12 protein-coding genes are annotated in these 14372 nt (G+C 70.4%); 6 read left to right on the plus strand and 6 right to left on the minus strand.

The window, feature by feature from the left end; all coding sequences use genetic code 11:
• The first annotated feature begins 244 nt into the window (after positions 1-244).
• The 4 genes from NW895_RS20880 to NW895_RS20895 all read left to right on the plus strand — a co-directional run bounded on the left by NW895_RS20880 (position 245) and on the right by NW895_RS20895 (position 4203).
• Complete coding sequence (locus NW895_RS20880) at positions 245-1912, plus strand: allantoin permease (RefSeq protein WP_289937268.1); 1668 nt, start codon at positions 245-247, stop codon at positions 1910-1912.
• A gap of 179 nt (positions 1913-2091) precedes the next feature.
• Positions 2092-2712: a dihydrofolate reductase family protein gene (locus NW895_RS20885; RefSeq protein ID WP_289937269.1), complete on the plus strand. Its 621-nt coding sequence runs from the start codon at positions 2092-2094 to the stop codon at positions 2710-2712.
• A 106-nt stretch (positions 2713-2818) separates the two neighbouring features.
• Positions 2819-3814 carry a LysR family transcriptional regulator gene (locus NW895_RS20890; RefSeq protein WP_289937270.1) on the plus strand — a complete coding sequence of 332 codons (996 nt, stop codon included), beginning with the start codon at positions 2819-2821 and terminating at the stop codon, positions 3812-3814.
• Complete coding sequence (locus tag NW895_RS20895; protein ID WP_289937398.1) at positions 3727-4203, plus strand: SDR family oxidoreductase; 477 nt, start codon at positions 3727-3729, stop codon at positions 4201-4203. The genes NW895_RS20890 and NW895_RS20895 overlap by 88 nt, the downstream gene beginning before the upstream one ends.
• 34 nt (positions 4204-4237) lie before the next feature.
• On the opposite strand, the gene NW895_RS20900 is transcribed toward NW895_RS20895, so the two are convergent.
• Together NW895_RS20900 and NW895_RS20905 are read right to left on the minus strand one after the other, a co-directional pair.
• Positions 4238-5575 carry a class I SAM-dependent RNA methyltransferase gene (locus NW895_RS20900; RefSeq protein ID WP_289937271.1) on the minus strand — a complete coding sequence of 446 codons (1338 nt, stop codon included), beginning with the start codon at positions 5573-5575 and terminating at the stop codon, positions 4238-4240.
• A 55-nt stretch (positions 5576-5630) separates the two neighbouring features.
• Positions 5631-7679 carry an APC family permease gene (locus NW895_RS20905; RefSeq protein ID WP_289937272.1) on the minus strand — a complete coding sequence of 683 codons (2049 nt, stop codon included), beginning with the start codon at positions 7677-7679 and terminating at the stop codon, positions 5631-5633.
• Between the two features lie 718 nt (positions 7680-8397).
• On the opposite strand from NW895_RS20905, the gene NW895_RS20910 reads away from it, so the two are divergent.
• Both NW895_RS20910 and NW895_RS20915 read left to right on the plus strand, forming a co-directional pair.
• Positions 8398-9069, plus strand: a complete 672-nt coding sequence (locus tag NW895_RS20910; RefSeq protein ID WP_289937273.1) for a TrkA family potassium uptake protein — start codon at positions 8398-8400, stop codon at positions 9067-9069.
• A complete protein-coding gene (locus NW895_RS20915) occupies positions 9069-9746 on the plus strand; it encodes a TrkA family potassium uptake protein (protein ID WP_289937274.1) in 678 nt (225 codons plus the stop codon). Before NW895_RS20910 ends, NW895_RS20915 begins: the two co-directional genes overlap by 1 nt.
• Positions 9747-9822: 76 nt before the next feature.
• Here the strand turns inward: NW895_RS20915 and NW895_RS20920 are convergent, their stop codons facing one another.
• From NW895_RS20920 to NW895_RS20935, 4 genes are all read right to left on the minus strand, one after another.
• Positions 9823-10578 (minus strand): DUF3159 domain-containing protein, encoded by a 756-nt coding sequence (locus tag NW895_RS20920; protein ID WP_289937275.1) that lies wholly within the window; start codon positions 10576-10578, stop codon positions 9823-9825.
• A 3-nt stretch (positions 10579-10581) separates the two neighbouring features.
• Positions 10582-10980, minus strand: coding sequence for an OB-fold nucleic acid binding domain-containing protein (locus NW895_RS20925; protein ID WP_289937276.1), 399 nt, complete (start codon positions 10978-10980; stop codon positions 10582-10584).
• 64 nt (positions 10981-11044) lie between these two features.
• Positions 11045-11761: a response regulator gene (locus NW895_RS20930; protein ID WP_289937277.1), complete on the minus strand. Its 717-nt coding sequence runs from the start codon at positions 11759-11761 to the stop codon at positions 11045-11047.
• Positions 11755-14295, minus strand: coding sequence for a sensor histidine kinase KdpD (locus NW895_RS20935; RefSeq protein WP_289937278.1), 2541 nt, complete (start codon positions 14293-14295; stop codon positions 11755-11757). The genes NW895_RS20930 and NW895_RS20935 overlap by 7 nt, the downstream gene beginning before the upstream one ends.
• Between the last annotated feature and the right edge of the window lie 77 nt (positions 14296-14372).

Consider the following 14372-nt stretch of genomic DNA (forward strand, 5'->3'; position numbering starts at 1 on the left):
TGATCCTCTCCTGCGTCGACTCCCGGGTACCGCCGGAGCTGCTCTTCGACACCATCAGCGCTGCGGCGCCGTCGAGGAAGTCCGCCGCGCGTGCGACCGCAGCCCGCTGGTGTGGGCCCCAAAGCCCCGGAGCCCCCGGAGCTCCCAAAGCCCCGGAGCCTCCGGAGCCCCCGGACCCCCGGAAACGACCCGTTCACGACACGACGGTGTTTCGGGTAACAAGCGGTTTCTAGCCTGTCCGATCATGGATTCGAAGCTGAGCATCACGGAGCCGCCCGAGACGGCCGCAGCGCCGGCCTCCCCGACCAGCCAGGCGACCAAGGAGACCCTGGAGGACTACACCCTCCGCTTCGCGCCGCGCAGTTACCGCCGCTGGACCCCCATGGTCGTGGCGACCACCGCGCTCGGCGGCATCGCCTACATGGCCGACTTCTCCATCGGCGCCGGCATCGGCCTGGCGCACGGCACCGGCAACGCGCTCCTGGCGATCGCCGTCGCCGCGGTGGTCATCTTCGTCACCGGCTTTCCGCTGGCGTACTACGGCGCCCGCTACAACATCGACCTGGACCTGATCACCCGCGGTTCCGGCTTCGGCTACTACGGCTCGGTCCTGACCAGCGTCATCTTCGCCAGCTTCACCTTCATCTTCTTCGCCCTGGAGGGCTCGATCATGGCCCAGGGCCTCAAACTCGGCCTGGGACTCCCGCTGTGGCTGGGCTACCTGGTCTCCACGCTGATGGTGGTGCCGCTGGTCATCTACGGCATGAAGGCGCTCAGCAAGCTCCAGGTGTGGACGACCCCCATCTGGCTGCTGCTGATGGTCGCCCCGCTGGTCTACCTGGTCGCCGAGGATCCCGGCACCGTCGACCGCTTCCTCGCCTACCCGGGCACGGACGGCGAAGGCGGCGTGAACACCGCCTCCGTGCTGCTCGGCGCGGGTGTGTGTCTGTCGCTGATCGCGCAGATCGGTGAGCAGATCGACTATCTGCGCTTCATGCCGCCCAGGACCGAGGCGAACAAGCGCGGCTGGTGGACCGCGGTGGTCATGGCCGGGCCCGGCTGGGTGGTGCTCGGCGCGCTGAAGCAGGCCATCGGTGTCTTCCTCGCCGTGTACATCCTGGCCGAGGTCGGCCCGACGGCCGCTCCCGAGCCGATCCAGCAGTTCCGCGGCGCGTTCGACGCGATGATGCCGTCCTGGATGGTCGTCCCGCTCGCCGTGGCGCTGGTCGTGATCAGCCAGATCAAGATCAACGTGACGAACGCGTACTCCGGCTCGCTGGCGTGGACGAACTCCTTCACCCGGGTGACCAGGCGCTACCCCGGCCGCATGGTCTTCGTCCTGGTCAACCTGGGCTTCGCGCTGGCCCTGATGGAAGCCGACATGTTCAGCTTCCTCAACAGCATCCTCGGTTTCTACTCGAACTGCGCGATCGCCTGGGTCGTCACCGTGGCCACCGACATCGGCGTCAACAAGTACCTGCTGAAGCTCTCCCCGCTCCAGCCGGAGTTCCGCCGGGGCATGCTGTACGCCGTCAACCCGGTCGGCGTCGTGGCCTTCGTCGCCGCCTCCGGCCTGTCCATCGCCCTGTACTTCCACGCTCTCGGTGACACCCTGCAGCCGTACTCCCCCGTCGCCGCGGCCGTCATCGCCTTCGTCCTCACCCCGCTGATGGCGGTCGTCACCAAGGGCAGGTACTACCTGCGCCGCACCGACGACGGCATCGCCGAGCCGCTCCTCGACGCGCAGGGCAACCCCAGCGGGACGACGTACGACTGCCACGTCTGCCACCAGCCCTACGAGCGCCCCGACCTGGCCGCCTGCGCCACCCATGACGCGGTCGTCTGCTCCCTGTGCCTGAGCACGGACAAGGTCGGCGACCACGTGCTGCCGGAGCAGGCGCCGGCCGCCTAGAGCGGCCTCCTGCTCCTCGTAAGCCATGCAGGAGCAGAGCCCTGCACGCCGCACGCACCCTCACCACCTACGTCGGCATGTGGTCATGTGGTATTGAATGCCATACTGTGCCTGTTTGCTGACGCTTGCCGGAAAGATCACCGCGGAGGCGACGGAGGTCGCTACGGGCAGGGGGAGCGATGACCCAACGCATGGGCAGGGTGGTCTGCGACATCACGATCTCGGCCGACGGGTATTCGGCCGGGCTGAACCAGACCGAGGAACGCCCGTTCGGCGACGACGGCGGCAACGGCTCGGGCGACAAGCTGCACGCCTGGATGTTCGACACGCCCGACGAGAACCGGGCCGAGGTCGACCGGATGACCGCCGCCAGAGCATTCATCATGGGGCGCAACATGTTCGGCCCGGTGCGCGGTGAGTGGGACCGGCAGTGGAACGGCTGGTGGGGCGACGATCCGCCGTTCCACGCGCCGGTGTTCGTGCTCACCCACCACGCGCGCGAGCCGCAGCCGATGGACGGCGGCACCACGTACCACTTCGTCACTGACGGAATCGCCTCGGCACTGGCACAGGCACAGGCGGCGGCCGCCGACGGCGATGTCTCGATCCAGGGCGGCGCGAACACCATCAACCAGTACCTCGCCGCCGGCCTGATCGACGAGCTGCGGCTGCACATCGTGCCGTTCACGCTCGGTGCCGGCACGCGGCTCTTCGAGGGCGTCCCGCCACTGGAACTGGAGCAGGTGAAGTCGCGGTCGGCAACACTGGTCACGCACCTGACCTACCGCGTGCGGCCCTGAGCCCGACATAGCCGCTGGTTATGCTGAACCAGCCGGGGGGCCCGCCCGGGCAGAAGCCGGCAGGCCCGGTAGGGGGCATCAGTGAACGCAGTGATAAGGCATGGCTATGACCGATCGTCTGAACCCCGAAGGGCTCCGCTACGCCCAGGCAGTCGCGGAGACCAAGTCCTTCAGCGCGGCCGCGCGGGCGTACGGAGTCACCCAGCCCGCCCTGTCCAACGGGATCGCCAAACTTGAGGAGCGCCTCGGTGACAGGCTGTTCGACCGATCGCCGCGCGGGGTGACCCAGACCGCCTTCGGTGCCCGGATCCTGCCCCTGATCGAGCGGGCGCTGGCCGCGCTCGACGCCGTCGCGGCGGAGGCGCGACGGCTGACCGACCCCGGCGAGCAGAAGATCCGCATGGGCCTCTCCCCTCTGATCGGCTCACATCTGGTCGCCCGGGCGTTCAGCATGGTCTGCGACCTGCCCGAGCCCCGCGACCTCGTGCTGCGTGAGGCGAACATGCAGGAACTGCGGGAATGCCTGCTGGCCGGCCGGCTCGACATCATCCTGATCCCGGCCGTGGCCCCGATGCCGCGCTTCGAGCACCGGGTCATCGACGTCGAGCCGATCGTCGTCGTCAGCCCCGATCCCGCCGAGGAGGCTCCGCTCGAACTGGAAGAGGCCGGCAAGGAGCAGTTCATCCTCGTACCGGACACCTGTGGCCTGACCACGTTCACCACACAGCTCTTCCAGGCGAACGAGATGCCCCTGCGCACCTATCCGGGAGAAGCCGCCGGCTACCAGGTCCTGGAGGACTGGACGAAGCTCGGCCTGGGCTCGGCGATGGTCCCCCGCTCCAAGCTCACCTCGCCCGACGTCCCCCACCGGCCGCCCATGGCAAGGCCGCCGGACTGGCGGCCGACCTGGCCGACCCCGTGGCCGTCGAGCGGCTGCGCGCCGTCCTCACCTAAGAGCACGCCGACGCCACCCTCCTGGTCAACGCGGCCGGTGTCTTCGCCCCGAAGCCCTTCCTGGAGCACACCTGCGAGGACTACGACCGCTACCAGGCCATCAACCGGGCCTTCTTCTTCCTCACCCAGACCGTGGCCGGCAACATGATCGCCCGCGGGGCGAGGGGAGCCGTCGTCACCATCGGCTCCATGTGGGCGCACCAGGCCATCGCCGCGACGCCCTCGTCGGCGTACTCGATGGCCAAGGCCGGACTGCACGCACTGACCCAGCACCTCGCGATGGAACTGGCCCCGCACGGCATCCGCGTCAACGCCGTCGCTCCCGCCGTCGTGCGCACCCCGATCTACGAGGAGTTCATCCCCAAGGCGGACGTCGACTCCGCGCTCGACGGCTTCAACACCTTCCATCCCCTGGGCCGGACCGGCACCTCCAAGGACGTCGCCGCCACCGTCGCCTTCCTCCTGTCGAACCAGACCGACTGGGTCACCGGTGCCGTCTGGGACGTCGATGGCGGTGTCATGGCCGGACGCAACTGACCTGCTCGCCTGCTCCACGACCGTGAGCGCTGGATCAAGGGCGGCGAGGGAGATCTCCCGCGGGCTCCAAAACGGCCACGCACTCCACATGCGAGGTCATCGGAAACAGATCGAACGCCCGCAACGTGCGCACCCGGTACCCCCCGTCCCGGAAGTACCCCAGATCCCGCGCCAACGCCGCCGGATCGCACGCCACGTAGGCGATCCTCCGCGCCCCCAGCGACGCGAGATGCGCCACCGTCCTACGGCCCGCCCCCGCGCGGGGCGGGTCCAGGACGATCAGGTCGACCTCGGTGATGCCCGTCCGCGGCAGCACCGACTCGACCTTTCCCTGCTCGATACGCACACGGTCGAAGTCGGCCAGGTTGTGCCGGGCGTCCTCCACCGCGCGCTTGCCGTGCTCGATACCGAGGACCGCGCCCTGCTCGCCGACCCGGTCGGCGAGCGCACCCGCGAACAGGCCGACGCCGCAGTACAGGTCGAGCGCCATGTCGCCCTTGCGCGGCAGCAGGCCCTGCATGACCGCCGTGACGAGCGTGTCCGCCGCCTTGGGGTGGACCTGCCAGAAGCCGCCGCCTCCGACACGGTACGTCCGTCCGTCCGCGCGCTCGCGGACGAAGGGGCGGCCGTGGACGCGGTGGACGCCGCCGGACCTCTCGTCGACCCGCATGACGGACACCGGGCGGTCCAGTTCCACGAGCGGCAGGCGCGCGCCCGGCTTCGGCGTCAGGATCACCTGCCGGTCCTGGGAGCCCGTCGCCGCGATCGCCTCGACGGAGTCCATGCCGGTCCAGTCGCGCTTCTCGATGCCCAGCTCGCTGACCCCCTCGGCGGCGATCAGGCAGCGGTCGATCGGCTCGACCTCGTGGGAGCGGTGCCGGCGCAGGCCCGCGCGGCCGTCGGCGGTCACCGCGTACTGCACGCGGGTGCGCCACGCCGGGACCTCGCCCGCGGGCACCTTGTCGCCCTCGGCCGGCACCACCGTGCCGTCCCAGCCCGCCTCCTGAGGCGTGAGGCCCGCGAGCCGCTGCAGCTGCTCGGCGATCACCTCGCCCTTCAGCCGCCGCTGGGCGCCCGGCTTGGCGTGCTGCCAGTCGCAGCCACCGCAGCGGCCGGGGCCGGCGAACGGGCAGGGGGCGTCGATCCGGTCCTTGGAGGCCTCCAGCACCCGCACGGCGTCCGCCCTGAGGAACCGGGCCCCCTCCTCGCCCTCGGTCACCCGTGCGACGACTCGCTCACCGGGCAGTGCGTGCCGGACGAACAGCACCTGGCCCTCGGACGTGCGGGCGATGCAGTGGCCGCCGTGGGCGACGGGGCCGATCTCGACCTCGTACTCCTCCCCCACCAGTGACTTCTTCGGTTCTGCCTGCATGGCGGGGGAACTCCACAACTTCTGAGGGGGAACGGGCGGACAACAGCCCACCAGTCTAGTTGGCCGACGAGGACTCCTTCGCCCGCTCCTGCGCGGGCCCGCGCCGCACCGCGCCGGGCGCGTTCCATTCCTGACGCCTGCGGGCCCGCCGCTTGGCCGCCTCGGAGGACTGCAGCTGGTACGGCACCGAGGTCACCATGATGCCCGGCGTGAACAGCAGCCGGCCCTTGAGCCGGAGCGCGCTCTGGTTGTGCAGCAGGTGCTCGTACCAGTGGCCGACCACGTACTCGGGGATGATCACGGAGACCGCGTCGCGCGGCGACTCCTTGCGCAGGCTCTTGACGTACTCGATGACGGGCCGCGTGATCTCGCGGTACGGAGAGTCCAGCACCTTCAGCGGTACGTCGATGCCGCGCCGCTCCCACTCCTCGCGCAGCGCCTTGGTCTCCGCCGGGTCGACGTTGACGCTGAGCGCTTCCAGGGTGTCCGAGCGCAGCAGCTTGGCGTAGGCGAGGGCACGCAGGGTCGGACGGTGGATCTTGGAGATCAGCACGACCGAGTGGACGCGGGACGGCCGTACGATGTCGTCGCTCGGGCCCTCGGGGGCCGCGATCTCCTCGGCGACGCGGTCGTAGTGCCTGCGGATCGCCGTCATCGTCGCGTAGAAGATGCACATGCCGAGCAGCGCGACCCAGGCGCCGTGCGAGAACTTGGTGACGAGGACGACGACCAGCACCAGGCCGGTGAAGAAGGCACCGAAGGCGTTGATGGCGCGAGAACGGACCATGTGGCGCCGCTTGGCAGCGTCCTTCTCGGTGGCCAGGTGGCGGTTCCAGTGCCGGACCATGCCGGTCTGGCTGAGCGTGAAGGACACGAAGACGCCGACGATGTACAGCTGGATCAGCCGCGTGGAGTCGGCGCCGTAGATCCACACCAGGAGCGTGGCCGCGCCGGCCAGCAGCACGATGCCGTTGGAGAAGGCGAGGCGGTCGCCGCGGGTGTGCAGCTGGCGCGGCAGGTAACGGTCCTGGGCGAGGATCGAGCCGAGCAGCGGGAAGCCGTTGTAGGCGGTGTTCGCGGCGAGGAACAGCACCAGCGCGGTGGCCGCGGCCAGCACGATGAACAGGAAGCTGCCCTTGCCGAAGACGGCCTCGGCGACCTGGGAGATGACCGGGTTCTGCACGTAGTCCGCGCCGAGCGGGGTGCCGTTGTGGATGAGGTCGACGGCCGGGTTCTCCGCCATGCGCACCTTGGTCGCCGCGGCCAGCGCGATGATGCCGCAGAACATGGTGACGGCGAGCAGGCCCATCATCGCCAGCGTGGTCGCCGCGTTCTTGGACTTGGGCTTGCGGAAGGCCGGAACACCGTTGGAGATCGCCTCGACGCCGGTGAGCGCGGCACAGCCGGAGGAGAAGGCGCGCAGCAGGAGGAAGACCAGGGCGAAGCCGGCCAGGCCCTGGTGTTCGGGTTTGATCTGGTAGTCCGCGGTCGGCGCCCGCATGGTGTCGTCGAGGACCAGTCCGCGGAACGTGCCCCAGGCGATCATGGTGAAGACGCCCGCGACGAACACGTAGGTCGGGATGGCGAAGATCGTGCCCGACTCCCGGACGCCGCGCAGGTTCATCAGCGTCAGCAGCACGATCACGGCGATCGCGCAGAACACCTTGTGCTCGACGACGAAGGGGACCGCGGACCCGAGGTTCTCGATGCCGGACGAGATGGACACGGCGACGGTGAGGACGTAGTCGACGAGGAGTGCGCTCGCCACCGTCAGGCCCGCCTTGGACCCGAGGTTGGTGGTCGCGACCTCGTAGTCGCCGCCGCCGCTCGGATAGGCGTGCACGTTCTGCCGGTAGGAGGCGACCACGGTGAACATCAGCACGACGACCGCGACCGCGATCCAGGGGCTGAAGTGGTATGCCGACACGCCCGCGATGGAGAGGACCAGCAGCACCTCTCCGGGCGCGTACGCCACGGAGGACAGCGGGTCGGAGGCGAAGACGGGCAGGGCGATGCGCTTCGGCAGGAGAGTTTCCCCCAGCCGGTCACTGCGCAGTGCGCGCCCGATGAGGATCCGTTTGGGCACGTCGGTCAGTTTGGACACAACAGAGGATCGTAAGCGTTCGAATGGGGCGTCGCCCACCCTCCCCCGCCCGCGGCTGCGCCGGAGACGTGGAGCCCCCGTCGCCCACCTCTGCGCGACGTCTGCTCTCCGGGTGAAATCGAAGGCCGCTCGGCTGCGGATTCGGCAGCTCGCCGGGTTCCCATGCCTATATGACTAGGCCCGCCTGTCGGCCCGCCGCCCACAGGACAGGGCCCCCGATTCCCCCGGCTGTCGCCGCCCCCTGGAGGTTCCATGCACGCCACCGCAGAACTGATCGGCGCCGCAGCCGCCCTCATCGGCCTCGGAATCCTGACCCTCGCGAGCGTCCGGAGCATCAGCCGCCGGTGACGGTGTGACCGGGCGTGGGGGTCCGCCTCCCGCCCGCAACACCCCCGCCTCCAACGCCGCCGCCCGCCCCAGGAGTTCCCCACAACCGATGCCCCCGACTGCCGTCGCGCCACCCTTGCCCGGGGCGTGCCGCCCGGCGGTGGTCCCGGGCGCCGGGCAGCCCCCTCGGCATGGCAGATACGTTGGAGACAGGCACGTTTTGAACGCGGCGCCCGGCCCCCCGGGGGGCATCACAAGCGGTATCCACCGGCATGATGTTGCCCTGCGGCCCGCACACAGGCCGCGACGTGTTGCCTGGCGAGCCGAAAGAGAGACATGAGCACGACATTCACGAAGGTCAGAGGGTCTGCAGGAAGCGCGGTGTGACGCGATGCATATTGTCATCATGGGCTGCGGACGAGTGGGGTCCGCTCTCGCCCAGACCCTGGAGCAACAGGGCCACACGGTCGCCGTGATCGACCAGGACCCCACCGCCTTCCGCCGCCTGGGCTCCTCGTTCGGCGGTCGCCGGATCACCGGAGTCGGCTACGACCAGGACACCCTGCGCGAGGCGGGCATCGAGGAGGCCGGCGCCTTCGCCGCCGTCTCCAGCGGCGACAACTCCAACATCATCGCCGCACGCGTGGCCCGCGAGATGTTCGGCATCGAGAACGTCGCCGCCCGCATCTACGACCCCCGCCGCGCCGAGGTCTACCAGCGCCTCGGCATCCCCACCGTCGCGACCGTCCGCTGGACGGCCGACCAGATGCTGCGCCGCCTGCTCCCCTCGGGCGCCGAGCCGCTGTGGCGCGACCCCACCGGCGGGGTGCAGCTCGCCGAGGTGCACGCCTCCACGTCCTGGGTGGGCCACAAGATCAGCAGGCTGCAGGAGGAGACGGGCGTCCGCGTGGCGTTCCTGACCCGGCTGGGCGAGGCGATCCTGCCCACCTCGCAGACGGTGTTGCAGGAGGGCGATCTGGTGCATGTGATGATGCGCACCGACGAGGTCGACAAGGTCGAGGCGGCCTTCGCCAAGGGCCCTGAAGAGGAGGGCGGTCACTGATGAGGGTCGCCATTGCCGGAGCCGGCGCGGTCGGCCGCTCGATCGCGGGCGAGCTGCTGGAGAACGGCCACGAGGTCCTGCTCATCGACAAGGCGCCGACCGCGATCTCGGTCGAGCGCGTCCCGCAGGCGGAGTGGCTGCTCGCCGACGCCTGCGAGATCACGTCCCTGGACGAGGCGGCGCTCCAGCGCTGCAACGTGGTGATCGCCGCGACGGGCGACGACAAGGTCAACTTGGTCGTCTCCCTGCTGGCGAAGACGGAGTACGGCGTTCCGCGCGTCGTCGCCCGGGTGAACAACCCGAAGAACGAGTGGCTGTTCAACGAGTCCTGGGGCGTGGACGTGGCCGTCTCCACCCCCCGCCTGATGTCCGCTCTGGTCGAGGAGGCGGTGAGCGTCGGCGACCTGGTCCGGCTGCTGCGCTTCAGCCACGGCGACGCCAACCTCGTCGAGCTGACCCTGCCGGAGGAGTCGGCGCTGGCCGGCACCCAGGTCGGCGACGTCGAGTGGCCCGAGGACACCTCCCTCGTCACCATCATCCGCGGCACACGCGTCCTCACCCCGTCCCAGGACGACTCCCTGGAGGCGGGCGACGAGCTTCTGTTCGTGGCCGCACCGGCTCGTGAGGAGCAGCTGGAGGACCTGCTGTCGGTACGCCGGGACGGCGCGGCGAGCTGACCGGAGGAGTACGACGACGGAGGGCGCCCTGAACTGTCAGGGCGCCCTCCGTCGTCGTACGGGACCGGGGGCTGGTCTAGGCCTCGCGCCGGTGGCTGCCCGCCGTCTCTCCGCGCTCCGCGGCCAGCGCCGCCTTCCGCTCCTCCTCGGCCTTCTCCTGGGCCTCCATCTCCGCGAACACGTCGATCGGCGCGGGCGCCTTCGCGAGGAACACCCACGTCAGCCACACGGCGAGCAGGAACGGCGGGATCTTGAGCGCGACCAGCACCCAGCCGAGCTGGGTCGTGTCCGCCCACCAGTACAGCGGGAAGAGGATCGCGCACTTGGCGAGCAGGATCGCGCCCCAGGCGTAGCTGGCCTTGGCGTACGCCTTCTTGCGGCCGGGGTTGCGCGTGCGCCAGGAGAGGTTCTCCTTGAAGACCGGGCCGAGCATCAGACCGATCAGCGGCACACCGCACAGGGTCGTGACGATGTAGGCGAGGCCCAGACCCAGCGTGTAGAGCATGCCGGGCAGATAGAAGTCCTTGGCGTTGCCCGTCATCATCGCGAAGACGACACCGAAGGCGACGCCGAAGACACCGCTGAAGGCGTGCTTGACGGTGTCCCTCATCGCCAGCCGGACCACGACCAGCACCAGCGACACGGCCAGCGCCGCGATCGCCGACATGTGCAGGTCCTTGTTGAGCGTGTAGATCGTGACGAAGAGAAGGCCGGGCAGCACCGTCTCGACCATGCCCCGCACCCCGCCGAACGCCTCGAACAGCGCGGCTTCCGTCACCGCCCGGGCGTCGTCCGCGGATGTGTCTTCCGTCGGCTTGTCGAGTGACGTCACCGGCTACTCCCGTCCGAGGGGTCTCAGTTCGTACTTCGGGTTGAACAGCACCCGGCGGCCCCGGCTCATCGAGATCCGGCCCGATGCGATCAGCTTGCGCCCCGGCTCTATCCCCACGATGGAGCGCCTGCCGAGCCACACCACGTCCAGGGCGGCGGAGCCGTCGAACAGCTCCGCCTCCAGCGCGGGGACTCCCGCGCGCGGCCGTAGGGTGACCGTGCGCAAGGTACCAGCAACCGTGACGATCTGTCGGTCCTGGCAGTCACCGATCCGCGTGGCGCCGGCGGTGTCGGCGTCCTCCCGCAGCTCCTCGGACTCCAGGTCCTCCTGCGAAGAGGAGAGCCGGTCGAACATGCGCCGGAACCGGCCCACCGGCTTGTCGGAACGAGGAACAGGACTCATATCTGAAGCGTACCGGGGTGCACTGACAGCTACGTACCCACCGGGGTCGGTGCCCGAACCGGCGTCACTTCTCGAAGCGGTACCCCATCCCCGGCTCGGTGATGAGGTGCTTGGGATGCGACGGATCCGCCTCCAGCTTCCGCCGCAACTGCGCCATGTACACGCGCAGGTAGTTCGTCTCCGTCCCGTACGACGGCCCCCACACCTCCTGCAGCAGCTGCCTCTGGCCGACCAGGCGGCCGGCGTTACGCACGAGCACCTCCAGCAGGTGCCACTCCGTGGGCGTCAGCCGTACGTCCCCGCCGCCCCGGTTCACCTTCTTCGCGGCCAGGTCGACGGTGAACTCGTCGGTCTCCACGATCACGTCGTCCTCGCCGTCCCGGACCGGCTCGGCGCGGCGTACGGCGGCCCGCAGCCGGGCCAGCAGCTCGTCCATGCCGAAGGGCTTGGTGACGTAGTCGTCGGCCCCCGCGTCCAGCGCGTGCACCTTCTCGTCGGAGGAGTGCCGCGCGGACAGCACCAGGATCGGCACCCGGGTCCGGGCGCGCAGGCCCCTGATCACCTCGACGCCGTCCATGTCGGGCAGGCCCAGGTCGAGGACGACGACGTCGGGGTGGCGGGCGGCGGCGAGCCGGAGGGCGGTGGCGCCGTCGTGGGCCGTGTCGACCTCGTACGTGCGCGCCTTGAGGTTGATCACGAGGGCACGCACGATCTGCGGCTCGTCGTCGACGACCAACACCCGCGTGGGGGCCTGCGGGGTCCCCCCGGTCGGGCTCACCATGAGGCCTGCCTCTCCGGTTCCGCTCGGTCCGGAAGTTCCCTGCGCGACTCGGCCGCGCGGAGCGTGAGCACCATGGTGAGGCCCCCGCCGGGCGTGTCCTCGGCGTTCAGCGTTCCCCCCATGGCCTCGGCGAAGCCGCGAGCCACGGCCAGCCCGAGCCCCACGCCCGCTCCGCGCGGGGCGTCACCGTACCGCTGGAAGGGCTCGAAGATGCGGTCCTTGGCCTCGTCCGGGACGCCCGGCCCGCGGTCGACGACCCGCACCTCGACCCGGTCGCCCAGGGCACTCGCCGACACGAGCACCTGGGCCGGGCTGTACTTGACGGCGTTCTCGACGAGGTTGGCGACGGCCCGCTCCAGCAGTCCCGCGTCCACGGCGACCATGGGCAGCGCCTCCGGAACGTCCAGTTCCACGCTGTCCTCGGGCACCCCGCCCAGCGCCATCGGCACCACCTCGTCGAGGTCGATCTCACGGATGATCGGCGTGACCGTGCCGGTCTGCAGCCGGGACATGTCGAGCAGGTTGCCCACGAGGTGGTCGAGGCGGTCGGCGCCCTCCTCGATGCCCTCCAGCAGCTCCGCCCGGTCCTCCTCGGACCACGCCACGTCGTCCGACCGCAGCGAGGAGACCGCCGCCTTGATCCCCGCCAGCGGTGTACGGAGGTCGTGGCTGACGGCGGCCAGCAGGGCGGTGCGGATGCGGTTGCCCTCGGCCAGCGCACGTGCCCGGTCGGCCTCCTCCCGCAGACGCCGCCGGTCCAGGACGACGGCGGCCTGGGCGGCGAACGCGGACAGCACCCGGCGGTCCTCGGCCGGCAGCACCCGGCCCGTCAGTGCGAGCGCCATGTGGTCGCCGACGGGCATGTCCACGTCCGCGTCCTCCGGCCGCTGCACCGGCCGCCCGAGGCCGACCCGCCCCGCACACGTCCAGGGCGCCACCTCGCTCTCCCGTTCCAGCAGGGCGGCCGACTCCATGCCGAAGGTCTCGCGGACCCGCTCCAGCAGCGCCTCCAGGCTGGTCTCGCCGCGCAGCACGTCGCCCGCGAGGAAGGACAGGATCTCCGACTCGGCGCGCAGCCGGGCCGCCTGGTCGGTGCGGCGGGCCGCCAGGTCGACGACCGAGGCCACGGAGACCGCGACGCCGACGAAGATCACCAGGGCGACGATGTTCTTGGGGTCCGCGATGGTGAGCCGGTGCAGGGGCGGTGTGGAGAAGTAGTTCAGCAGCAGTGTCCCGAAGACGGCCGAGGAGAGTGCCGGGAGGAGGCCGCCGAGCAGGGCCGCCGCCACCGTCAGCGTGAGGAACAGCAGCATGCCGTTGGCGAGTCCGAGAGGCACGGTGTTGAGCAGGGCCGCGAGGATCGCCGGGCCGGCGACGCCGACCAGCCAGCCGCACAGCAGCCGGGCCCGCCCGAGCCGCGCGCCCCGGGCCACCGGGAGCCCACGCCCCCTGGCGACGTCGTCGTGGGTGACGATGTGCACGTCGAGGTCGGGTCCGGAGTCCCGGGCGACGGTGGCGCCGACGCCGGGGCCGAAGACGTACTGCCAGGTCTTGCGGCGCGAGGAGCCGAGGACGATCTGGGTGGCGTTCACCCCGCGCGCGAAGTCCAGCAGCGCGGCCGGTATGTCGTCGCCGACGACATGGTGGAAGGTTCCGCCCAGGTCCTCCACCAGCGTCCGCTGCACCGCGAGTTCCTTGGGCGAGGCCGAGGTGAGCCCGTGGCTGCGCGCCATGTACACCGCCAGCACCTCACCGCCCGCGCCCTTCTCCGCCAGACGGGCCGCCCGGCGGATCAGCGTCCGACCCTCCGGACCGCCGGTCAGGCCGACCACGATCCGCTCCCGCGAACCCCAGATCCGCGACACCCGGTGCTCACTGCGGTACTGCTTCAGGTACTCGTCGACCCGGTCCGCCACCCACAGCAGCGCCAGCTCCCGCAGCGCGGTGAGGTTGCCGGGCCGGAAGTAGTCCGACAAGGCCGCGTCGACCTTGTCCGGCTGGTGGATGTTGCCGTGCGCCATCCGGCGGCGCAGCGCCTGAGGCGACATGTCGACCAGCTCGATCTGGTCGGCCCGCCGCACCACCTCGTCCGGGACGGTCTCCTGCTGCCGTACGCCCGTGATCGACTCGACGACATCGCCCAGCGACTCCAGGTGCTGGATGTTGACGGTCGAGACCACGTCGATGCCGGCGGCCAGCAGCTCCTCCACGTCCTGCCAGCGCCTGGCGTTGCGGCAGCCGGGAGCGTTGGTGTGGGCGAGGTCGTCCACGAGCGCCACCTCGGGGCCGCGGGCCAGGACGGCGTCCAGGTCCATCTCGGGGAAGGTCCCACCCCGGTACTCCAGCTGCCTGCGCGGGATCTGTTCCAGACCGTGCAGCATCGCCTCGGTGCGGTGCCGGCCGTGGTGCTCGACGAAGCCCACCACGCAGTCCGTGCCCCGCTCGACGCGGCGGTGCGCCTCGGACAGCATCGCGTACGTCTTTCCGACGCCCGGTGCCGCACCGAGGTAGATGCAAAGCTTCCCGCGTCTCATGCCCCATGTCTTCCGGTCTGCTGACTGCGCAGGGTCGACCTTACGGCCAGCAATCCTGACAAAAGGGCCCGGGCAGG

This window comes from Streptomyces sp. S.PNR 29 (assembly GCF_030386795.1).
Taxonomy (GTDB): domain Bacteria; phylum Actinomycetota; class Actinomycetes; order Streptomycetales; family Streptomycetaceae; genus Streptomyces.